Source organism: Aliirhizobium cellulosilyticum, assembly GCF_014198105.1.
GTDB lineage: Bacteria > Pseudomonadota > Alphaproteobacteria > Rhizobiales > Rhizobiaceae > Neorhizobium > Neorhizobium cellulosilyticum.
The window spans coordinates 1,157,943-1,177,109 of sequence record NZ_JACIGW010000002.1 but is presented as its reverse complement, the minus strand read 5'-3'; the positions used below and the strand labels follow the sequence as shown (position 1 = coordinate 1,177,109).

General features: G+C 60.1%; 20 protein-coding genes. 7 read left to right on the top strand and 13 right to left on the bottom strand.

The features are described 5' to 3' along the window. Positions 1–32 precede the first annotated feature (32 nt). A complete protein-coding gene (locus GGE33_RS14500; RefSeq protein ID WP_183824018.1) occupies positions 33–1,028 on the top strand; it encodes a LacI family DNA-binding transcriptional regulator in 996 nt (331 codons plus the stop codon). A 3-nt stretch (positions 1,029–1,031) separates the two neighbouring features. On the opposite strand, the gene scpA is transcribed toward GGE33_RS14500, so the two are convergent. From scpA to GGE33_RS14470, 6 genes are all read right to left on the bottom strand, one after another. Beyond that, a complete protein-coding gene (gene scpA, locus GGE33_RS14495; protein ID WP_343062444.1) occupies positions 1,032–3,197 on the bottom strand; it encodes a methylmalonyl-CoA mutase in 2,166 nt (721 codons plus the stop codon). A 513-nt stretch (positions 3,198–3,710) separates the two neighbouring features. Then, a complete protein-coding gene (locus GGE33_RS14490) occupies positions 3,711–4,412 on the bottom strand; it encodes a DUF2161 domain-containing phosphodiesterase (protein WP_183824013.1) in 702 nt (233 codons plus the stop codon). An 85-nt stretch (positions 4,413–4,497) separates the two neighbouring features. Further along, positions 4,498–4,980, bottom strand: a complete 483-nt coding sequence (locus GGE33_RS27500) for a hypothetical protein (protein ID WP_246435999.1) — start codon at positions 4,978–4,980, stop codon at positions 4,498–4,500. Positions 4,981–5,011: 31 nt separating this feature from the next. Then, positions 5,012–6,121: an NnrS family protein gene (locus GGE33_RS14480; RefSeq protein WP_183824011.1), complete on the bottom strand. Its 1,110-nt coding sequence runs from the start codon at positions 6,119–6,121 to the stop codon at positions 5,012–5,014. Further along, the gene (locus tag GGE33_RS14475) at positions 6,114–6,686 is read right to left on the bottom strand and encodes a UbiX family flavin prenyltransferase (RefSeq protein ID WP_343062443.1); all 573 of its coding nucleotides are present in this window, start codon (positions 6,684–6,686) and stop codon (positions 6,114–6,116) included. Before GGE33_RS14475 ends, GGE33_RS14480 begins: the two co-directional genes overlap by 8 nt. Further along, positions 6,683–8,224, bottom strand: coding sequence for a UbiD family decarboxylase (locus tag GGE33_RS14470; protein ID WP_183824007.1), 1,542 nt, complete (start codon positions 8,222–8,224; stop codon positions 6,683–6,685). The genes GGE33_RS14475 and GGE33_RS14470 overlap by 4 nt, the downstream gene beginning before the upstream one ends. A 110-nt stretch (positions 8,225–8,334) precedes the next feature. Here GGE33_RS14470 and ubiT point away from each other — a divergent pair, with 110 nt between their 5' ends. The 3 genes from ubiT to ubiV are packed head-to-tail and all read left to right on the top strand — an operon-like array spanning position 8,335 to position 10,771. Beyond that, a complete protein-coding gene (ubiT, locus tag GGE33_RS14465; RefSeq protein WP_183824005.1) occupies positions 8,335–8,859 on the top strand; it encodes a ubiquinone anaerobic biosynthesis accessory factor UbiT in 525 nt (174 codons plus the stop codon). Further along, positions 8,850–9,827 (top strand): ubiquinone anaerobic biosynthesis protein UbiU, encoded by a 978-nt coding sequence (gene ubiU, locus GGE33_RS14460; RefSeq protein ID WP_183824003.1) that lies wholly within the window; start codon positions 8,850–8,852, stop codon positions 9,825–9,827. Before ubiT ends, ubiU begins: the two co-directional genes overlap by 10 nt. A gap of 5 nt (positions 9,828–9,832) precedes the next feature. Next, positions 9,833–10,771, top strand: a complete 939-nt coding sequence (gene ubiV / locus GGE33_RS14455) for a ubiquinone anaerobic biosynthesis protein UbiV (protein ID WP_246435996.1) — start codon at positions 9,833–9,835, stop codon at positions 10,769–10,771. A gap of 40 nt (positions 10,772–10,811) precedes the next feature. Here ubiV and GGE33_RS14450 read toward each other — a convergent pair whose 3' ends face one another. Both GGE33_RS14450 and yghU read right to left on the bottom strand, forming a co-directional pair. Continuing rightward, positions 10,812–11,189 (bottom strand): hypothetical protein, encoded by a 378-nt coding sequence (locus GGE33_RS14450; protein ID WP_148148581.1) that lies wholly within the window; start codon positions 11,187–11,189, stop codon positions 10,812–10,814. Positions 11,190–11,200: 11 nt separating this feature from the next. Next, a complete protein-coding gene (yghU, locus tag GGE33_RS14445; RefSeq protein ID WP_183824001.1) occupies positions 11,201–12,106 on the bottom strand; it encodes a glutathione-dependent disulfide-bond oxidoreductase in 906 nt (301 codons plus the stop codon). Positions 12,107–12,414: 308 nt separating this feature from the next. Here yghU and GGE33_RS14440 point away from each other — a divergent pair, with 308 nt between their 5' ends. After that, positions 12,415–13,452 carry an NAD(P)-dependent alcohol dehydrogenase gene (locus tag GGE33_RS14440; protein ID WP_183823999.1) on the top strand — a complete coding sequence of 346 codons (1,038 nt, stop codon included), beginning with the start codon at positions 12,415–12,417 and terminating at the stop codon, positions 13,450–13,452. A gap of 8 nt (positions 13,453–13,460) precedes the next feature. Here the strand turns inward: GGE33_RS14440 and GGE33_RS14435 are convergent, their stop codons facing one another. After that, positions 13,461–14,180: a ParA family protein gene (locus tag GGE33_RS14435; protein ID WP_183823997.1), complete on the bottom strand. Its 720-nt coding sequence runs from the start codon at positions 14,178–14,180 to the stop codon at positions 13,461–13,463. Between the two features lie 532 nt (positions 14,181–14,712). Then, positions 14,713–15,891 (bottom strand): ATP-binding protein, encoded by a 1,179-nt coding sequence (locus GGE33_RS14430; protein WP_183823995.1) that lies wholly within the window; start codon positions 15,889–15,891, stop codon positions 14,713–14,715. A 246-nt stretch (positions 15,892–16,137) separates the two neighbouring features. Between GGE33_RS14430 and GGE33_RS14425 the strand changes: the two genes are divergently transcribed. Both GGE33_RS14425 and GGE33_RS14420 read left to right on the top strand, forming a co-directional pair. Next, positions 16,138–16,515, top strand: a complete 378-nt coding sequence (locus tag GGE33_RS14425) for a hypothetical protein (protein ID WP_183823993.1) — start codon at positions 16,138–16,140, stop codon at positions 16,513–16,515. Further along, positions 16,512–16,700, top strand: coding sequence for a helix-turn-helix transcriptional regulator (locus GGE33_RS14420; RefSeq protein WP_183823991.1), 189 nt, complete (start codon positions 16,512–16,514; stop codon positions 16,698–16,700). The genes GGE33_RS14425 and GGE33_RS14420 overlap by 4 nt, the downstream gene beginning before the upstream one ends. Before the next feature lie 18 nt (positions 16,701–16,718). On the opposite strand, the gene GGE33_RS14415 is transcribed toward GGE33_RS14420, so the two are convergent. The 3 genes from GGE33_RS14415 to GGE33_RS14405 are packed head-to-tail and all read right to left on the bottom strand — an operon-like array spanning position 16,719 to position 19,166. Further along, complete coding sequence (locus GGE33_RS14415) at positions 16,719–17,801, bottom strand: protein-glutamate methylesterase/protein-glutamine glutaminase (protein ID WP_183823989.1); 1,083 nt, start codon at positions 17,799–17,801, stop codon at positions 16,719–16,721. A gap of 7 nt (positions 17,802–17,808) precedes the next feature. Continuing rightward, entirely contained in the window at positions 17,809–18,681 is an 873-nt protein-coding gene (locus GGE33_RS14410) for a CheR family methyltransferase (protein WP_183823987.1), read from the bottom strand. Further along, positions 18,678–19,166: a chemotaxis protein CheW gene (locus GGE33_RS14405; protein WP_183823985.1), complete on the bottom strand. Its 489-nt coding sequence runs from the start codon at positions 19,164–19,166 to the stop codon at positions 18,678–18,680. The genes GGE33_RS14410 and GGE33_RS14405 overlap by 4 nt, the downstream gene beginning before the upstream one ends. Position 19,167: the final 1 nt, after the last annotated feature.

The window sequence follows — 19,167 nt, the reverse complement described above, 5'->3', positions numbered from 1 at the left end:
GCGTGAAATGTAGCATGAGAGACGACAGGAAAATGCGCTTTGTCAGCGCTGAACAGGTGGCGCAGCTCGCGGGTGTTTCGCGTTCAGCCGTATCGCGAACCTTCACGGAAGGCGCAAGCGTTGCACCCGCGACCCGCGAGAAGGTTTTGAAAGCGGCCGAGGAACTCGGTTACCACGTCAACGATCTTGCCCGCGGTGTGCTTGCCAACCAGAGCCGGCTAGTCGGCGTGGTGGCGACCAAGCCGGAAATCGGTTTTCGTGCGCATCTGACGGCGGCACTGACCAAGGCGCTCATTCGCCGCGGCTCCATTCCCGTCCTCATCAATACCGGCGAGACAGAAGAAGAGCTTCTGGCCGCCCAAAAAATGTTGATCGGCCATCGCGCGGAAGCAACCGTCATCTTGTCCGGCTCGCCGCCGGCGAGTTTTTTCGAACTTGCCCAGCGCAACGGCCAGCCGCTTGTCGTCATCGGCCGCTCCGAGCCCGATGCCGACCGCGTTCTCGCCGGCAACGCCGAGGCTTCGCGGGACGCGGCGGACACTTTCATCGCCGCCGGACGCCGGCGGCTGGCGGTCATCGGCTCCCGGTCCGCCACGCCCAGCATTGCCGAACGCGAAAATGCATTCGTTGCCGCCGCCCACGCTTTGGGCTTCGAGGTCCGGATCGCCCATGGTCGCGATTCCGACTATGACAGCGGCATCATCGCGGCTCGCACCTTGTTTTTCGAAGGCGAGCGTCCCGACGCGATCTTCTGCGCCAACGACCTTCTGGCATTCGGCGCGATGGATGTGATCCGTCAGGAGTTCGGCTTGTCGGTGCCGGATGACGTGGCACTGATCGGCTTTGACGACGTGCCGGAGGCGGCATGGCTGAGTTACGGCCTCACCACGTTCCGGCAGGATCCGGCAGCGATCGCGGCGCGCGCCGTGATGCTGCTCGACCGGCGGCAGCAGAACCCGGACGAGCCGCGCGCCTGTGAGCGGGTCATCCCGCAGATCGTGTTCCGCAAGAGCTTTTCCAAGCCCTGACGGTCAGGCGACCGCATTCCTCCTTTTGCCTTCGAGCAGGTCGATGATCGAATTCGCTGCATCGAGGACGTTGGTGCCGGGTCCGAATACGGCTGCGACGCCGTTTTGCAGCAGATACTCGTAATCTTGCCGCGGAATGACGCCGCCGACCACGACGATAATGTTTTCTGCACCCTTGTTCTTCAGCGCTTCCACCAGTTGCGGCGCAAGCGTCCGGTGGCCGGCCGCAAGCGACGACATGCCGACGACCTGCACCTTTTCCTTCACCGCCAGATCGGCCGCTTCTTCCGGCGTCTGGAACAGCGGGCCGGCCAGCACTTCGAAGCCGATATCGCCGAAGGCCGAAGCAATCACCTTGGCACCGCGGTCGTGCCCATCCTGGCCGAGCTTGGCGACGAGGATCTTCGGCTTGCCGGTCGATTTCCCGTAATCGGATAGCCGGCTCACGATCGTCTTGTATTCCGGATCGTCGCTATAGGCCGGGCCGTAGATATCACCCACCACTTCCGGCACGGCGGCATGATCGCCGAAGGATTGGCGCATAGCATCGGATATTTCGCCGACTGTGGCGCGCGCGCGCGCCGCCTCGACTGCGGCTTCCAGCAGATTGCCGGTGCCGGATTTCGCAACTTCGGAAAGGGCGGCCAGCGTCTCTTCGACCCGTTTCGGATCGCGCTGGCGGCGAACCTTTTCCAACCGATCTATCTGCGACTTGCGCACGGCCGAATTATCGATCGCCAGAATGTCGATATCGTCTTCGTTCTCCAGCCGGAACTTGTTGACGCCGACGATGATCTCTTGTCCCCGGTCGACCTTGGCCTGGCGCAGTGTTGCCGCCTCCTCGATCAGGCGTTTGGGCAGGCCATCGGCAACCGCCTTGGTCATGCCGCCGAGTTTCTCGACCTCTTCGATCAGCTCCCAGGCTTTTTCCGCCAGCTCGTTGGTCAGGCTTTCGACGTAATAGGACCCGGCCAGCGGATCGACGACCTTGGTGACCCCCGTTTCGTGCTGAAGAATCAACTGGGTGTTGCGGGCGATGCGGGCGGAAAAATCCGTCGGCAGCGCCATCGCCTCGTCCAGCGCGTTGGTATGCAGCGATTGCGTGCCGCCGAGAACGGCAGACAGCGCCTCATAGGCCGTGCGGATGACGTTGTTGTAAGGGTCCTGTTCCTGCAGCGAGACGCCGGATGTCTGGCAATGGGTTCGAAGCATCAATGATGATGCCTTTTTCGGTTCGAACTCTTGCATGATCCGCGACCAGAGCAGGCGCGCGGCCCTGAGCTTTGCCGCTTCCATGAAGAAATTCATGCCGATGGCGAAAAAGAAGGACAGGCGTCCGGCGAAATCATCGACATTCAGCCCCTTGGCGAGTGCCGCCCGCACATATTCGCGACCATCGGCCAGCGTGAAGGCCAGTTCCTGTACAAGCGTCGCACCGGCCTCCTGCATGTGATAGCCGGAGATCGAGATGGAGTTGAAGCGCGGCATTTCCTTCGCAGTATATTCGATAATATCGGCAACGATCCGCATCGAGGGTTCGGGCGGGTAGATGTAGGTGTTGCGGACCATGAACTCCTTGAGGATGTCGTTCTGGATCGTACCCGAAAGTTCCGAGCGCGCGCATCCCTGTTCTTCGCCGGCAACGATGAAGGAGGCGAGGATCGGTATGACCGCGCCGTTCATCGTCATAGACACCGACATGTCTTTCAGCGGAATACCGTCGAACAGGATCTTCATGTCCTCGACACTGTCGATCGCCACGCCTGCCTTGCCGACATCGCCCTCGACGCGCGGATGATCCGAATCGTAACCGCGATGGGTGGCAAGGTCGAAGGCGACGGAAAGACCCTTCTGGCCGGCGGCGAGATTGCGGCGATAGAATGCGTTGGAGGCTTCGGCGGTGGAAAAGCCGGCATATTGGCGGATTGTCCAGGGTCTTCCGGCATACATGGTGGCGCGCGGTCCGCGCACGAATGGTCTGATACCCGGCATCGTATCAAGGTGATCGATGCCTTGAAGATCCGCCGCCGTGTAAAGCGGCTTGATGTCGATCCCTTCCGCCGTATGCCAGGTCAGCGTTTCGGGCGATGCCTTCAGTTCCTTTTCGGCAAGCGTTTCCCAATCTTTCTTATTGGCCTGCTGATGCGGCTTCGAGCTGTTATCCGACACCGGTTTCCTCCTGAACATGCGGTTTCGTTCACGCGCGTTTTAGAAACGCCGTGGTGATCAATATAGAACTTGGACGGGGCGCTGAAAGCTGCCTCTTAGTTTAAGTTTATAGGTGACACCTCTCAGCGCCCCGTTCGGCAGTTTTTATCCGCGACTCCGGTCCCTCTGCCGTGGCCTTGCCGGATGATCCTTTACCGCCGGGTTTCCCGCTTTCACGGGCGGACTTTAAAAGCCCGGCGAAACCATCCTTCAGGCCACCATGTGTGCCGCACAGGCACATCCGACGCGCCGTTCGGGCAACAGAAGCGGAAAGGTCCGGTCCGAAACCTCACCGCCTCCCCCGTGTCGTCGGAGGGAGACCATTTTCCGCGGACCCCGGCGGTGGAGATTTACGTCCTCCCTCCATCACCAGAACCGATCCCGCCTCGCCGGCACGACTGCCGGTGTATCCGTGACGGAACGGAGGGATTGTAGGCATGGGATGAGAGAGCGGGGACGATTGAGGAAATGATTTTAGAGGTTTTTTTCCTGAAGCGCCGACTCCGCAAAGGATTCTGCTTCAACTTTTGCAGGCACCAGGGTCTCCACCGCCTTCGCACCATCCCCGCTTAGGCCATAGACGCCTTTGTCGATCTTCTCAAACCAGCCGTAATAGTTGTCGCGCAGCATCGCGCCAGCCTTGGGCGTGATGGCTTTGAGATCGCGCGGCCGGAGTGGGCCGTCTACAAGTGCCGCGGCACAGGCGAGCGCCTGCTGACGATAGGCGGTCATGATCGGGACCTTGGTCGAGCCGCCAAGCGCCGGGTCGCCCTGTCGTTTGCGGTGCTCCTTGATGAGCTTGGTGCGCCGTTTCGGATTGGTGCGCGGCATCGGCGAGACGGAGCTGACGAGGATGCTGACCTCTCCCTTGTCCGACACGCCGAGCATGCCGATGCCGAGCCGGCGGCAGAGATCGCGGTAACGCTTGTCGGCCTCCCGGCCGCGGCCCTTTGCCGAGACACGGGCGGCGATCCACACTTCGTCGGCCGAACTCGCGCGGTCGACCGCCTGCAGGATCAGTTCGAGATTGAAGCTGAGTTTCAGCTCGCAGACGACCATTACGGTCGGGTCGCCTTCGCTTAAGCCTATGACATCGCAGCCGCCGATCTCTCCCTTGACCGAATAGCCGCAAGTTTCGAGGAACCGTTTGACGGGGAGATAGAGCGAGGTTTCCATGCCAGCCTGATATCGGTGATCAGTGACCGATAGCTGATTTGCATCTACAAACCCACCCTTGTGCCGACCGTCTGCCGATCAGAATTCAACGGGATGCGGGTTCGTCCTCGGACTTGTCCTCCTCGTCTTCCTGAAACTTGCTTTCATAGGGAAGCGTGAGAATGGCAGAGGCCGCAGCCGCCCCGCCAAACAGGCAGGCAAAGGGCACCAGCACGAGGAAAAGCGGCAGGATCGGGTTTGTTGCCCGCATGATAAGCCCCCTCAGGCCGCCGATATCGAGCGCGATCAGGGCAATGCCGACGCTGATGCCGATGGAAATGCCGAGAAGCGCATTGAGCCCGAGAAACCGCAGCATCTCTCGATGATCGCGGCGTGCTTCTTCCGGCGTCAGCTTGGGCTTGCGGGAATTGTGAAGGATGGCATTTCGCGCTTTTTGACGGTTTGTCCACCGCTTGAGCCAGCGCGGTTTCAGCCAGTCGAAGGGATCGGGCAGTTTTGCCATTTGGAGGAAGAATGGGAGCGGCATCGGGTTCAACTCCTCTTCGGCGTTTCCAGGGTCGAGCGCCATTTCCTCATCGTCTCAATAAGCGAGCCCGAAATCAATGCGAGCAATTGGGTGTGTTGCGTCGGCGCAGTACAAGCACCGCATAACCCGCAAACCCGGCAAGCCAGAAACCCTGTGCACCGTGAAGCAGGCCAAGCCCATGCTCGGGATAGAGCGCGTAAGCGACACGCAGCGCGAGTGCGCCGGCAAGGCAGAGATAGGTTGTCGTGCCGAGGAACGAGCGCTGAAAAGACTGGCCGTTGCGCTTTCTGACCATCGATGTGGCAATCGCGACGGCAAGCGAGGCGAGCCCGCCGATTGCCAGAACATGCTGAGGCACGGCAAGCGGCATCGTGCTTCCCGGCCATGCCTGTATCGCAAGAAGCAGAAAACCGACGCGTTTCGACAGCATTGCGAAACTCATGAAGCGCACGCCGCCATATTGGAAGGCATGCCAGGGCGCAATTTGAGCGAGCCAGATGATTCCGCTGATGCTGGCGAGTGCAGCTGCAAGCGCATAGGGGAGGTCGAAGGCCCAGAGAAGCAATGTCAGCAGGCTGCTGATCCGCTGGGTGAGAGAAATCCATTTCGCCGGAAGCGGTCGCGATGGACGGCCGTCGCGCGTGCGGCCGGAATCGATAACCATCGGGAAAATGCGGTTGCCGACCTCGAAACAGATCGCAAGGATCAGGCAGAAGCCGAGCATGGTGGCGCCCGGCCAGAGATCGAAGGCTGCAATGACGCCGGTGCCTGCATGGGCGCTGGCAAGCGCCAGCAGCGGAAAGGCCATGATTGCCCGTGCCCGGATCGTCGTGACGGAAAGGGCAATGACAGCCGCAAGGCCGATGAGCGACCGAAGCTGCGCGCCGAGGACGAGATCGTAGATGCCGAGCAGAAAGGCGATTGCCTGGGCGAAAAGAAACAGCCGGATCAACGGCGGTGCAAGGATCGGCCGACCGACCCAGCGCGGCAGCGCTTTCAGCATGAAGCCGAACAATTGCACCAGCATGAAACCGAAGATCAACTCGTTGGCGTGACGAGAATAATCGCCCTGCCAGATCTCCGAGGGGAAGGCGATCGCCCGGATGGCGGTGAGTGCGGCCAAGAAAAAGGCGATGCGGAAATAGTCGAAAGGCGCTTGTGTCTGCGCGTTTCCCTCAGGCATTGCCGTCCCATTCGACGGCAAGTGGCGACTGTCCGAGATCAAGCTGGTCGATGGCGCGGGCGGCGATGTGAGTGACGATGTCGGCGATGGTTTCCGGGCGCCGGTAGAAGGCGGGGACGGGAGGCATGATGGTCGCTCCCATCTCGGTGACCGCGACCATGTTGCGAAGATGGCCGAGATGCAGCGGTGTTTCGCGGGCGAGCAGGATCAGCTTTCGCCGTTCCTTGAGGTGCACGTCAGCGGCACGGGTGAGGAGATTGTCTGAAAGGCCGGTGGCGATTGCTGCAAGCGACCGCATGGAGCAGGGCGCGACGATCATGCCAGCCGTCTTGAACGAGCCGCTGGCGATCGTGGCTCCGATATCATTAGCCGAGTAAATGTGTCTTGCGAGTTTGGCGAGATTGCCGAGCGCATCCGGGCCGAGTTCATGGGCGATCGTTCGTTTTCCTGCGTCGGAGACGACGAGATGCAGCTCCACATCCGGGAGGTTTGCAAGCAGCTCGCCGATCCGCATCGCGATCGCCGCTCCCGAGGCTCCGGCGACGCCGAGCACAACGCGCTTCACGGGTTTTCTCCGGCAGGGCCGAGGCCGAGTTCGCTCCACATGGCTGAAACGCGGTCCCTGACCTCGGGTGTCATGGTGAGAACCCGACCCCATTCGCGGTCGGTCTCCGCGCCGATCTTGTCGGTTGCATCGAGGCCGAGCTTGCCGCCGAGGCCGTGTTTCGGCGAGGCGAAGTCGAGATAGTCGATCGGCGTATTGTCGAGCACCACCATGTCGCGCGAGGCGTCGAACCGGGTGGACAGCGCCCAGATGACGTCCGGCCAGCTGCGCACATTGACGTCGGGATCGACCGCGATGATCAGTTTGGTATAGCTGAACTGCGGCAGCATCGACCAGAGGCCAAGCATGATCCGCCGCGCCTGGCCGGGGTAACGCTTGTCGATCGACACGACGATGGCGCGGTAGGAACAGGCTTCCGGTGGTAGCCACAGGTCGACGATTTCCGGGAACTGCTTTTTCACCAGCGGGATGAAAAGCTCGTTCATCGCCTCGCCCATAACCGACGGTTCGTCCGGCGGCCGGCCGGTATAGGTCGACAGATAGACGGGCTTCTTGCGCATGGTGATCGCGGTCACCTGCATGACCGGGAAACGATCGACGGCATTGTAATAGCCGGTATGGTCGCCGTAGGGCCCCTCATCGGCCATCTCGGACGCCGAGACCGTGCCTTCGATGATGATTTCCGCATTGGCTGGAACGTAAAGCGGCTGGGTTTTCGCCTTGACGACACGGCTGCGGCGACGGCGCAGCACACCGGCGAAGGAAAGTTCGCTCATCCCTTCAGGCAAGGGCATGACGGCGGAAAGAATGGTCTGCGGGTCGGCACCGATGGCAATCGCGACCGGCATGTCCTGCCCGGCCTTCTGCCATTGCCGGTGGTGTCCTGCGCCGCCGCGATGCGCAAGCCAGCGCATGATCAGCCGGTCGCGGCCGAGCTTTTGCATCCGGTAGACGCCGAGATTGACGTCGTTCTCGTCCTCGAAGCCGCGGGTAACGACGAGCGGCCAGGTGACGAGCGGCGCGGGTTCGCCCGGCCAGCACCACTGGATCGGCAGTTTGTTGAGGTCGATCTCGTCGCCGATCAGCAGCTGTTCCTGGCTGCGCGCCCAGCTGGTCTGGCGGCGCACGCCGAGCGACAATGCGGAGCGCAGCATCGGCAATTTGCCGACCGCATCTTTAAGCGATGCCGGTGGCTTGGGTTCGCGCAACTCTCCCAGAAGCTTTGCCAGGTCACCGATCCTGCCCGGCTCCAGCCCGAAACCGAGTTCGATCCGCTCGCGCGTGCCGAACAGATTGGCGAGAAGCGGGATTTGGACGACGTTGCCATCCGCATCGACCGGCTTTTCGAACCACAGGGCCGGGCCACCGTCTTGAAGGACGCGGCGGTGAATTTCCGTCACCTCGTGCACCAGGCTGACCGGCCGGGATATCCGCTTCAACAACCCGCGATTTTCGAGTTCCCGGGCAAAATGCTGCAGGTCGTCATGGCGCCTGAGGGCTGGGGTCAAGGCTCGGGCGGAGGCGGTTTGTTGGGTCATGCCTTTCTGTGCCGAGAGATTTTCCAATCGTCCTTGTCATAGCTCAAGTGGTTTTGCGGACGAGGGATTTACCTTCCATGGAACCCTGAAACGAAAAATGTCGTCCGCCCATGCTGATACCGCCTATTCTTTCCGCGCCACTCCATATGATCCCGATCCCGCTGATCGAGCGGATCTGCAGGCTGATGTTCGGCCGTATTTCAAAGGCGCATCCGGGCCTGTTCGAACGGCTGGACGAACATGGGGACAAACGCTTCGCCTTTTTGCCGACCGATCTGCCGCTTGCCTTTGTCGTGGTGCCGGGTAGGGAAGAGATCTCGGTGCTGCGCAAGCCGGTGGAAATCGAGGCGGATGCGGTGACAGAGGCACCGCTTTTCCTGCTTTTAGGCCTGATGGAAGGGCGTTGTGATGCCGATGCGCTGTTTTTCTCGCGTGATCTTTCGGTGACCGGAGACATGGAAGCGATGCTGGCCATGCGCAATGCGCTCGATGCCAGCAATATCGATCTGCAGAAGGATCTGGCGAAGCTTGCCGGTCCGCTGGCGCCGATTGCAAGGCGGGTGATCGGCGAGATCCGTGACCGTGCGCTGAAGGATCAAAACAGGCCCGCAGGAGAAGCCGCAGCATGGAACTGATCTGCCCCGCAGGCACGCCGGCAGCCTTTCACGAGGCCGTCGATGCCGGTGCCGATGCCGTCTATTGCGGTTTTCGTGACGAAACCAATGCCCGCAATTTCCCCGGCCTGAATTTCTCCCGCGAGGAACTGCGGGAAGCGATCGCCTATGCCAAGCGCAAGGGCACCCAGACCTTCGTGGCGCTCAACACTTTTATGCGCGCAGGTGCAGAGGAGATTTGGTACAGGGGCGCGGCTGATGCAGTGGCGCTTGGCGCCGATGCGCTTATTCTGGCGGATTTCGGCCTGATGGCGCATGTGGCGGAAAAATATCCGCAGCAGAGGCTGCATGTCTCGGTCCAGGCCTCAGCCTCCAATCCCGACGCGATCAATTTCCTCGTCGATGCCTTCAACGCCCAGCGCGTCGTGCTGCCGCGCACCTTGACGATCGCCGACATCGCCCGGATCGGCAAGAATATCCGCTGCGAAATGGAGGTCTTCGTTTTCGGCGGGCTCTGCGTCATGGCGGAAGGCCGCTGTTCGCTCTCGTCCTACGCGACGGGCAAATCGCCGAACATGAACGGCGTCTGTTCGCCGGCAAGCCATGTGCGCTATCGCAAGGATGGCGGCGAACTGGTGTCCGAACTCGGCGAGTTCACCATCAACCGCTTTCCGGCAGGCGAGGCGGCCGGTTACCCAACGCTCTGTAAGGGCCGGTTCGATATTGCCGACAGCAATGGGTATGCCTTCGAGGATCCGGTCTCGCTCGACGTGATGGGGGAACTGGAAGCGTTGAAAGCCGCCGGCGTCAAGGCGCTGAAGATCGAAGGCCGGCAGCGCGGCAAGGCCTATGTGGCCGAAGTCGTGTCGACCATAAAGGCGGCGCTGAACAGCCCGCCGGATCGCCGCGCGCCGCTTCTGGCGCGCCTGCGGACCATGAGCGAAGGACAGAAAACGACGTCCGGCGCCTACGAGAAACGCTGGAGATAAGCGTCATGACCGATATGAAAAAAACCAGCCTGACGCTCGGGCCGGTCTATTATCTCTGGAATGCGGAAAAGTGGCGGGACTTTCACTTCCGCATCGCCGACGAGGCACCGGTCGATCGGGTGGTGATCGGCGAGACCGTCTGTTCGAAACGCCAGCATTTCATCGAGCCGCATCTGGCCGAGGTGGTGGAGCGTCTGGAAAATGCCGGCAAGACGGTGATCCTGTCGACGCTGGCGCTGGTGACGCTCAACCGCGAGAGCAAGCAGATCCGCGAAATGGCTGAGGTAAGCGAGCACCTGATGGAAGCCAATGATCTTTCGGCGCTGGCGATCCTGAAAGACAAGCCGCATACGATCGGGCCGCTGGTCAATGTCTATAACGCGCCGACCGCAAGGCTGCTGGCCGGCCGAGGCGCAAAACGCATCTGTCTGCCGCCGGAACTGCCTTTCTCGTCGGTGAAGGAAATCGTCGCCGAATTGCCGGATATCGATTTCGAGGTCTTTGCCTTCGGCCGCATGCCGCTCGCCATTTCCGCACGCTGCGCCCATGCCCGTTCCAAGGGCAAGATCAAGGACAATTGCCAGTTCGTCTGCGGTGAAGATCCCGATGGGCTGCCGGTGCGCACGCTCGACCGACAGTCCTTCCTGGCGCTGAACGGCGTGCAGACCGTGTCGCATGCCTGCCAGTCACTGCTGGGCGAACTGGATCATCTGGTCGAAGCCGGGGTGCGCTCGTTCCGCCTGTCGCCGCAGGATTGCGACATGGTGGCGGTGGCAAAACTGCATCGTGCTGTTCTGGACGGAGCGGTGGATGCGGATGCAGGTGTTGCAAAACTTCGGCAGCTCTACGCCGCAGCCCCGCTCGCCAACGGTTTTCACCACGCCAAGGAAGGCGCGGTCTGGGTGGCGCGCACCCGCAGCCTGCAGGCCGCATGGCCGGCTTGATTACAGAAGTGAGTTGCGGGCAGCCCCGTGAAGGGCTGCCTCAGACTTCAAAAATCTCGTCGAAGCTTTCCGGAAAGTTCTGGCGGGCGACTTTTTCGTTGATGACGAGCAGCGACTCGTAGGACAGCGGATCGAAATCCTTGTCCGCCGGCATCACTTCACGGCCGAAGAGCAGGCAGAGCCGCGCGGCATCGAGATTGCCGCGCTCGAAGGGCTGGTCGCCGAAATAGAACCAGAGTGCATGCAGGAAGGCCGCATCGACGCGGTGTTCCTTGGTGCCCGGCCGCGCCTTACGGGGGATGGCCTTGAGCGGCGTGACCCCCTTGGGATTGGCGCGACGGATGGTGAACTGGGTTCCAGTCCCTGGCAGGCCGCCCGGAAAACCGCGATGTTTGGTCATTTCGGGCAGGTTTGCCATGTCTCGGTCCTTTACGTTTTTGCGACCTTATCGGCCGTCTTGGTGTCGAAATCGGCAGCGTCGTGACGCTCGTGCAGCTGTTCGGAGGGATCACCCGACATGCGGTTGACCATGCGCCCACGCTTTACCGCCGGCCGGGCGAAAACTTCCGCCGTCCAGCGCTGCAGGTGCGTATAACTCTGAACGTCGAGAAAGTCACCGGCATCGCCATAGGCCTGGCCGAGCGCCAGATTGCCGTACCACGGCCAGATCGCCATGTCGGCAATCGTGTATTCCTTGCCTGCCATGAACTGGTTTTCGGCAAGATGCCGGTCGAGCACGTCGAGCTGGCGCTTTGTTTCCATCGCGTAGCGGTCGATCGCATATTTGATCTTGATCGGTGCATAGGCATAAAAATGGCCGAACCCGCCGCCGACGAAGGGCGCCGAGCCCATCTGCCAGAACAGCCAGTTCAGCGTTTCGGCCCGCGTGCGAACATCGGTCGGCAGGAAGGCGCCGAATTTTTCCGCCAGATAGGTCATGATCGAAGCCGATTCGAACAGGCGGATGGGTTTGCCGCCATCCCTGGGCGCATGGTCCGTCAATGCCGGGATCTTCGAGTTCGGATTGATATCGACGAAGCCCGAACCGAACTGGTCGCCCTCACCGATCCTGATCAGCCAGGCATCGTATTCGGCGCCGGGATGGCCTGCCGCCAGAAGCTCTTCGAGCAGGATCGTCACCTTGACGCCGTTCGGCGTGCCGAGCGAATAAAGCTGCAGCGGGTGTTTTCCGACCGGCAGTTCCTTGGTCTGGGTCGGGCCGGCGATCGGCCGGTTGATATTGGCAAACTGGCCGCCATTACCCTTTTCCCAGGTCCAGACCTTTGAAGGTTCGTAGCCTGCGGGGAAATTGTCGGCGGGGGATTTATCGGTCATCGAAATCTGTCCTTGCTCATCGCGCCATAAAAGCGGCTTGCGCCGGGTCCAATATAGGAACTGGCTGGCCACCTGCTACCGCCGACTTCTATAAAGATGATAGCTGTCAGGCGAGGCGCATTTTTTCATGCGGCACAAGGGAAATGAGCAAAAGTTTGCTCCCTGAAATATTTCTCATTTGTCAATCAAGCCCAGTCGCATAACTGCTTTTGCACGGTTATGGTTGTCGAGGCTGGAATGAACACCCCATGACCTGGCCTGCCGAAACGGCGGCCGGGCGGTTCCGGGCAATAGGGAAGGAAAACGAAATGCAGGCTCTTGTACTGGAGCAAAAAGGCAAGCTGGCGCTGAGGGAGATCGATCTTCCGCTGGAGGTTGGGCCGGGCGACGTGAAGATCGAGATCGACACCGTCGGCGTCTGCGGCAGCGACGTGCACTATTACACTCACGGTGCGATCGGCCCCTATGTGCTGCGCGAGCCAATGGTGCTGGGCCACGAGGCTGCCGGAACGGTGGTCGAGATTGGCTCGGAGGTGAAGAACCTCAAGGTCGGCGACCGTGTCTGCATGGAGCCGGGCATCCCGAACCTTTCGTCGCGGGCCTCGAAACTCGGCCTTTATAATGTCGATCCTGACGTGCGCTTCTGGGCCACACCGCCGATCCATGGTGTGCTCGCACCCTATACCGTCCACCCCGCCGCCTTCACCTACAAGCTACCCGACAATGTGTCTTTCGAAGAAGGCGCAATGGTCGAGCCTTTTGCGATCGGTATGCAGGCGGCGACCCGCGCCAGATTGCAGCCGGGCGATGTGGCGGCCGTCATCGGCGCCGGCCCGATCGGCATCATGGTGGCGCTGGCGGCTCTGGCCGGCGGCTGCGCCCGCGTGTTCGTTTCGGATCTGAGCGCCGACAAACTGAAGATCGCCGCGCAATATCCGGGCATCATCCCGGTCAATGTTCGTGAGCAGTCGTTTGCCGATGTGATTGCAGAGGAAACGTCCGGCTGGGGCGTCGATGTCGTGTTCGAGGCAAGCGGCAGCCCCAGGGCCTATCAGGGCATGTTTGATCTCGTGCGGCCCGGCGGCGCCTTCGTTCTGGTCGGCCTGCCCGTTGAGCCGGTGCCGTTCGACGTGGCAAGCGCGATCTCCAAGGAAGTGCGCATCGAGACCGTCTTCCGTTACGCCAACATCTTTGACCGGGCGCTGGAACTGATCGCCTCGGGCAAGGTCGACCTCAAGCCTTTGATCACCGGCACGTTCGATTTCAAGGAATCGATCGCCGCCTTCGAGCGTGCTGCCGCCGGACATGCGTCCGACGTCAAGCTGCAGATCAAGGTGAAAGCTTAAAAGCTCGATCAGGCCGCCTGCCAGAAACGGCGGGCGGTCGTTTGCTCCGAAATCGGCTTGGTGCCCCGGAGCGGCACGTGCCGCAGCATTTCGAGCGCGAAATTGCGGGCGTTCTGCCTTGCCTTGTCGAGATTGCTGATCCGGCTTTCGTCCATCGTGTGCAGCGTGCCGCCGAGATCGAAGATATCGCGGAAGGCGGCGCGTTCGATGATCGGCGTGCCGAGCACCTCGACGCCCCGTTCCAGAAGCAGCATTTTGACAGCCAGAAGCGCGCGCGTCGTCACCATCGAGTTGACGCGGGTGAGCACCACCGAATGCGGAACCTTGATGCCTGCCTTGTCATCGAGGAAGCGCAGGAGTTCCAGCACGTTCGCGCCGCCCTGGGCATCCATGGCGCAGCCCTGGATCGGGATCAGCACATGGTCGGAAAGGCCGATCGCCTTGGCTAGCAGCGGGCTCTGCGCGCCCGGAAGGTCGACGATGAAATAATCCGTCGTGTAGCGGTTGTCGGCGATATGCCGCTCGATCGATGCCTGCGTCACATAGGAAATCACGTTGAGGCGCGGCAGGCCGGGCGAAAGCTGGTGCCAGCGCGAGATCCAGCGCTGCGGATCGGCATCGAGCACGGTCACGCGGTAACCGACCTGTGCAAGCTCGGTTGCAAGCAAAAGCACCGCAGTCGTCTTGCCGGCGCCGCCCTTGGTATTGGCGAAAGTGATGACGGGCATTCTTAAGGGAACCTGTTCGGCTGCGAGCCGATAATGGCTCTGGCCGCACCCTCATGATGCGCGGGGCCTATTGTTGGCAGATATGGTTAATGTGGGGTGAAGATTGGGGTGTGAGGTTTTGTCGGAGGCTGCTGTCGGCCTGACAAATCCATTCCATCTTCCTCCTGCTGACGAGCAAACCACTATCTTGATGCTGGATTAGTATGGTTTCGCTGTGGGGGACGTAGCGCGGATGGAGACGCTTCGCCCAATTTGCAGAGATGCCTAAGATTCGCCGGTCTGGATGGCTCGACAAGGGGGAATAAGTTGTTTGCTTATATTACCAAGTCCTTGAGGTCATCTTTTCCACAGCTTGCTCAATGCCATTTAGCGGATAATCAAAACCGTTGAAGGCACTGCAGAGTGCGTCCGTAGCTTCCTTTACGTAAAGTGCGATTGCGGACGGAGAAGTTTCATTAGGGACTACCGTATACCCATCTAGAACGTTATCATGGGCGATACCCCATGATGAGAAATACCGCATCGGATTGGCTCATGCGCGAAGCTCGCGTCCTGAGATTCCATCCCACCTGAAAGCGAAAGCAAGACGCGTATTATCAGAGACATGAAGTGCTTTCGCAAAAGCGAGACCTACCGCAATGGTTTCAGCTACTCGATAAATCGTTAGCCCAGCGTCGAACGCAGTGTGCGGTTCCACCTTGTCGGTCAGATCATCTTCCATGACGCGTGACAAAAAGAAATCTCCCCGTGCATGAAATCGATAAAAATCGGCATGGTCCGACCAACTTTGATTGTTGCTGACAATAACTGACTCCCACCCCTTGTCCTTTTTGCGCGGGCGGTACTCCGCTACTGCAAATCCACTAGAGTCGAGCCAAATCGGCCATCCGGTATATCTAGGATTGGAAGAAGTTACGGTTCGGTAGAACTCAAGGGATGAATCATCCGCTATAAGTGGTGGGTCCAAGACAAGTGCCGCACTCCATCTGCCAAGCTGGTGAAAGCGAGTCGATCGTTCTTGAAACTCCTCACTTTCGAATACTGCTTTTTGTTTCTTCAGACCGCTGTCCAATAATTCGAACGCGCGGCGACGAAGAGCAGCGTCGGGTTCTTCAATCGGTTGACCCGAAAAAAGATGGGCTGAATTCTGACCAAGATGCCTGCGTAGGAACCTCCCTATGTCTGCTTCGCGGTTCTCGAAACAGATATCCAAGATGTCATTCCAATCGGCATGCGTAGCCGCAGATGAACTGACCATCCCATTAGACCTTAATGTGCGGAAATATACAGCATCCTGTCTGACGAGATGTCTGGTTTTCGCTTCATCCATCAACTCGCGTTTTGCGGCGACGGGCACTCGAACACCTTCATCTACTATGAGGACTGGGTAAAGCAAGCCGTCTCTCACTCCATATCGAACTTTAATCTCGAACAAATCGGAGGAGTGACGAGAAACGATCTCCTGAACCTTGTCAGGATGAAAGGCGGCTTGAACGTCGGCAGGCCTATCAGCCTCGTCAGGCGACAATGTCTTGTCATCGAAGCCTATGATGAGATAGCCGCCGTCTCGGTTGCGCAGAGCCATGCAACCGATAGCAATCTTTGCTTGACCCCGCGAACTATCGAGGTCAAGCCATCTTTTTAGCTCTACTTTCAAACTCTCGGTCGGCGCTGCAACCAACGCGTCAATCGCGGCTTGGGAGACATCCATAGGAGACTCGCGAAACATTTTGTCGCCAACTGACATAACATGAGTCGGGAGGCTGTCATGCGTGGCTTAGCCTAAAAAACTTGATGATCACTTGCTGTGATTACCGATGCGATAGATGCGGGTGAGGCAACGCCCGTTTAGACCGCAAAGCAAATATTACCTCTCATTCCTCTCGGATCGAAATGTAAAGCAAGCTTGACATGATGATTGTCTCGCTATGTAAAGGACGCTTTACAGGAGCGAGATATGCACAGAGGTCGTTTCATTGTCGAATTCAGCGCGAGCATGGCCGCCTATATGGTCGTGCTGGTCGGATCCGTATGGTTTCTCAATATCAGCGAGATTGAGGGTGGTTGGAAAACCGTTGTTGCGCTGACGCCTATGTTGCCGGGGGCGGCTGTGGCGCTGTCCGTCATGAGGCAGGTGAGGTCGTCTGATGAACTTCAGCACCGGATCCAGCTGGAAGCACTGTCATTGGCCTTTGCTGGAACCGCTCTGGTCACCTTCAGCTACGGGTTTCTCGAAAATGTCGGCTACCCGAAGCTTTCGATGTTTTTCGTCTGGCCGCTGATGGCGGTGCTTTGGATGGTCGGCGGCCTGATCAGTGCCCGGCGCTTTCGATGAAGAACAGGTTGAAGGCTCTCCGCATCGAGAAAGGCTGGTCGCAGAGTGAGCTTGCGGCTCGGCTTTCTGTATCGCGCCAGACGGTCAACGCGATCGAAAACGAGCGTTACGATCCAAGCCTGCCGCTGGCATTTGCCATTGCCCGCGTGCTGGAGCGCAGGATCGAGGCTATTTTCGAAGAGTAAGCTGCGCGGCGTCAGGCGTTACCGCCGCTTGTCCGCCGCCAGTATTTCCCGCGCGATCTGGTCGAGCGGGACGATCCGGTCGACGCCGCCATGGGCGATGGCTTCCTTCGGCATGCCGAACACGACCGAGCTTGCCTCGTCCTGCGCCACCGTGAATGCGCCGGCCTGGTGCATTTCGTTCATGCCGCGCGCGCCGTCGTCGCCCATTCCGGTCATGATCACGCCCATCGCGTTTGCGCCGGCGGAACGTGCGGCGGAGCGGAACAGCACGTCGACCGAGGGCCGGTGCCGGCTGACCAGCGGGCCTTCCCGGACGGAAACCTCGTAGCGTGCGCCGCGGCGCTCCAGCAGCATGTGCTTGTCGCCCGGCGCGATCAGCACATGGCCGCGCAGGACAGGGTCGCCGTTGACGGCTTCCTTCACCTCGACTTCGCAAAGACTGTTCAAGCGCTTGGCAAAGGCGGCGGTAAACTTTTCCGGCATGTGCTGGACGATGACCATGCCCGGCGAATTTGCCGGCAGCGCTTCCAGCAGTTCGCGCAGCGCTTCGGTGCCGCCGGTCGAGGCGCCGACGCAGACGACCATTTCCGTCGTCTTCGCCATCGCGCCGATCTTCGGCGGCGGCAGTACGGCATCGGCCGTCAGCTTGCCCTGGACGGGACGTTCCTTCAGGCGGCTCGCCCGCAGCTTGGAAACGCTGGCGCGCGCCGCACCCTTCACCGTCTGGCGGATCTGTTCGGCATGTTCGGCCAGATGGTCGGCAGCCCCGATCCTGGGTTTGAGGATGATATCGACCGCACCGGCCTCAAGCGCCTGCATCAGTGTCTCCGAGCCGGTTTCTGTCAGCGACGAGCACATGACAACCGGGATAGGATGTTGCGACATCAGCTTGCGCAGGAAGGTGATGCCGTCCATCTGCGGCATCTCGACATCGAGCGTGATGACGTCCGGTATTTCGTCGCGCAGTTTCTTGGCGGCCATGAACGGGTCGTTGGCGACCCCCATGATCTCGATATCCGGGTCTTCCGACAAAAGAGTCGAGAGCGTCTGCCGCACGCTCGCCGAGTCGTCGACGATCAGGACACGAATTTTACCGCCCATGCTTTGCCTATATCCGCTTGAAGATTGTGTTGGCGACCTGCCGGATGGGCAGATCGAAGCCGCTGACGGTTTCCGAATGACCGATGAACAGGTAACCGCCAGGTACCAGGCTGTTGCATAGCCGGGTCAGGACCTGCTGTTGGGTCTGTTTGTCGAAATAGATCAGCACGTTGCGGCAGAAGATGATGTGCATCGGATCGCCGATCGGATACTTTGCGTCCATCAGGTTCATTCGGGCGAATCCGACCTTCTGGCGCAGCATCGGCGCGACCCGCATTTCCTGCCGATGCGCATTGGCCGCCCGCATGACATAGCGGCGCATCATGTCGGGCGGTACAGGCGCCATCATGTCGGACGAATAAATGCCCTTCTGCGCCTTCTGCAGCACATCGGTGGAAAGGTCCGTCGCCAGGATGAAATAGTCCCGGTCCGGCGCCTGCGATTGCAGGTAATCGGACATCACCATGGCCAGCGTGTAGGGCTCAGCCCCCGTCGAGCAGGCGGAACTCCATATGCGGAGTCGTCGCTCGGAAAACTGCCGCATGATATCGCCAAGCGCCACATCCCGCATGTAGTCGAAATGCTTTGGCTCACGGAAGAAGTCTGTCTTGTTGGTCGTGACCGCATCAATCAGGTAGATGGCCTCGCGCTCGATGCCGCCCTGATTGAAGAGATAGTCGCAATAGTCGTCGAAAGTGGCGATGCCCGTTACCCGCAGCCGGCGGCGAAGCCGGCCTTCGAGCATGGTGGACTTGCTCAGCGGCATCTTGATGCCGCTGTAGCTGTAGATGAATTTCGACAGCGCCTCGAAATTGCGCTTGCTGAGCTGATCGTCCAGTGGCTGTGTCTTTAATGCTGCGTTCACGCTGGGATCCGTCATGCAACCTGTGATCTGGGCGCGACGCCGGCAAGCGCCGGGCCGGTATCGGAAAATAGCCGCGCGAGATCGATGATGACGACAAAGCCGCCATCCTTGCGCACCACGCCGGCGATATAGTCTGATCGCCAGCGAATACCGATATCCGGCGCATCTTCGATCTGCTCGGACCGGAACGGCACGACTTCATAGACGCGATCGGCGACCAGCCCGAGCGCCAGAACCTTGTCGCCGATCGGCACGTCGAGAACCAGCATGCGCGTATGCGGCGTCCGTGCGGTCGGGCTCATGCCGAGCCGGATCCGAAGATCGATGATCGGCACGCCCTGTCCGCGGACATCGCGCAGGCCGAGAAGATAATCCGGCCCGTGCGGGATCTTGAAGGCGTCCTCGTGGTCGAGGATTTCCCGCACCACCTCGACAGGCACGGCGAAGATCTCCTCGCCGAGACTGAAAGTTACGAACTGGGATTCAGATGATGCGGCCATG

Excerpts from the sequence above, each read along its gene's own strand:
- GGE33_RS14500 (WP_183824018.1), top strand. The coding sequence starts at position 33 with ATGCGCTTTGTCAGCGCTGAACAGGTGGCGCAGCTCGCGGGTGTTTCG.
- GGE33_RS14490 (WP_183824013.1), bottom strand. The coding sequence starts at position 4,412 with ATGGAAACCTCGCTCTATCTCCCCGTCAAACGGTTCCTCGAAACTTGC.
- GGE33_RS27500 (WP_246435999.1), bottom strand. The coding sequence starts at position 4,980 with ATGGCGCTCGACCCTGGAAACGCCGAAGAGGAGTTGAACCCGATGCCG.
- GGE33_RS14480 (WP_183824011.1), bottom strand. The coding sequence starts at position 6,121 with ATGCCTGAGGGAAACGCGCAGACACAAGCGCCTTTCGACTATTTCCGC.
- GGE33_RS14470 (WP_183824007.1), bottom strand. The coding sequence starts at position 8,224 with ATGACCCAACAAACCGCCTCCGCCCGAGCCTTGACCCCAGCCCTCAGG.
- ubiT (WP_183824005.1), top strand. The coding sequence starts at position 8,335 with ATGCTGATACCGCCTATTCTTTCCGCGCCACTCCATATGATCCCGATC.
- ubiU (WP_183824003.1), top strand. The coding sequence starts at position 8,850 with ATGGAACTGATCTGCCCCGCAGGCACGCCGGCAGCCTTTCACGAGGCC.
- ubiV (WP_246435996.1), top strand. The coding sequence starts at position 9,833 with ATGACCGATATGAAAAAAACCAGCCTGACGCTCGGGCCGGTCTATTAT.
- GGE33_RS14450 (WP_148148581.1), bottom strand. The coding sequence starts at position 11,189 with ATGGCAAACCTGCCCGAAATGACCAAACATCGCGGTTTTCCGGGCGGC.
- yghU (WP_183824001.1), bottom strand. The coding sequence starts at position 12,106 with ATGACCGATAAATCCCCCGCCGACAATTTCCCCGCAGGCTACGAACCT.
- GGE33_RS14440 (WP_183823999.1), top strand. The coding sequence starts at position 12,415 with ATGCAGGCTCTTGTACTGGAGCAAAAAGGCAAGCTGGCGCTGAGGGAG.
- GGE33_RS14435 (WP_183823997.1), bottom strand. The coding sequence starts at position 14,180 with ATGCCCGTCATCACTTTCGCCAATACCAAGGGCGGCGCCGGCAAGACG.
- GGE33_RS14430 (WP_183823995.1), bottom strand. The coding sequence starts at position 15,891 with ATGGATGTCTCCCAAGCCGCGATTGACGCGTTGGTTGCAGCGCCGACC.
- GGE33_RS14425 (WP_183823993.1), top strand. The coding sequence starts at position 16,138 with ATGCACAGAGGTCGTTTCATTGTCGAATTCAGCGCGAGCATGGCCGCC.
- GGE33_RS14420 (WP_183823991.1), top strand. The coding sequence starts at position 16,512 with ATGAAGAACAGGTTGAAGGCTCTCCGCATCGAGAAAGGCTGGTCGCAG.
- GGE33_RS14415 (WP_183823989.1), bottom strand. The coding sequence starts at position 17,801 with ATGGGCGGTAAAATTCGTGTCCTGATCGTCGACGACTCGGCGAGCGTG.
- GGE33_RS14410 (WP_183823987.1), bottom strand. The coding sequence starts at position 18,681 with ATGACGGATCCCAGCGTGAACGCAGCATTAAAGACACAGCCACTGGAC.
- GGE33_RS14405 (WP_183823985.1), bottom strand. The coding sequence starts at position 19,166 with ATGGCCGCATCATCTGAATCCCAGTTCGTAACTTTCAGTCTCGGCGAG.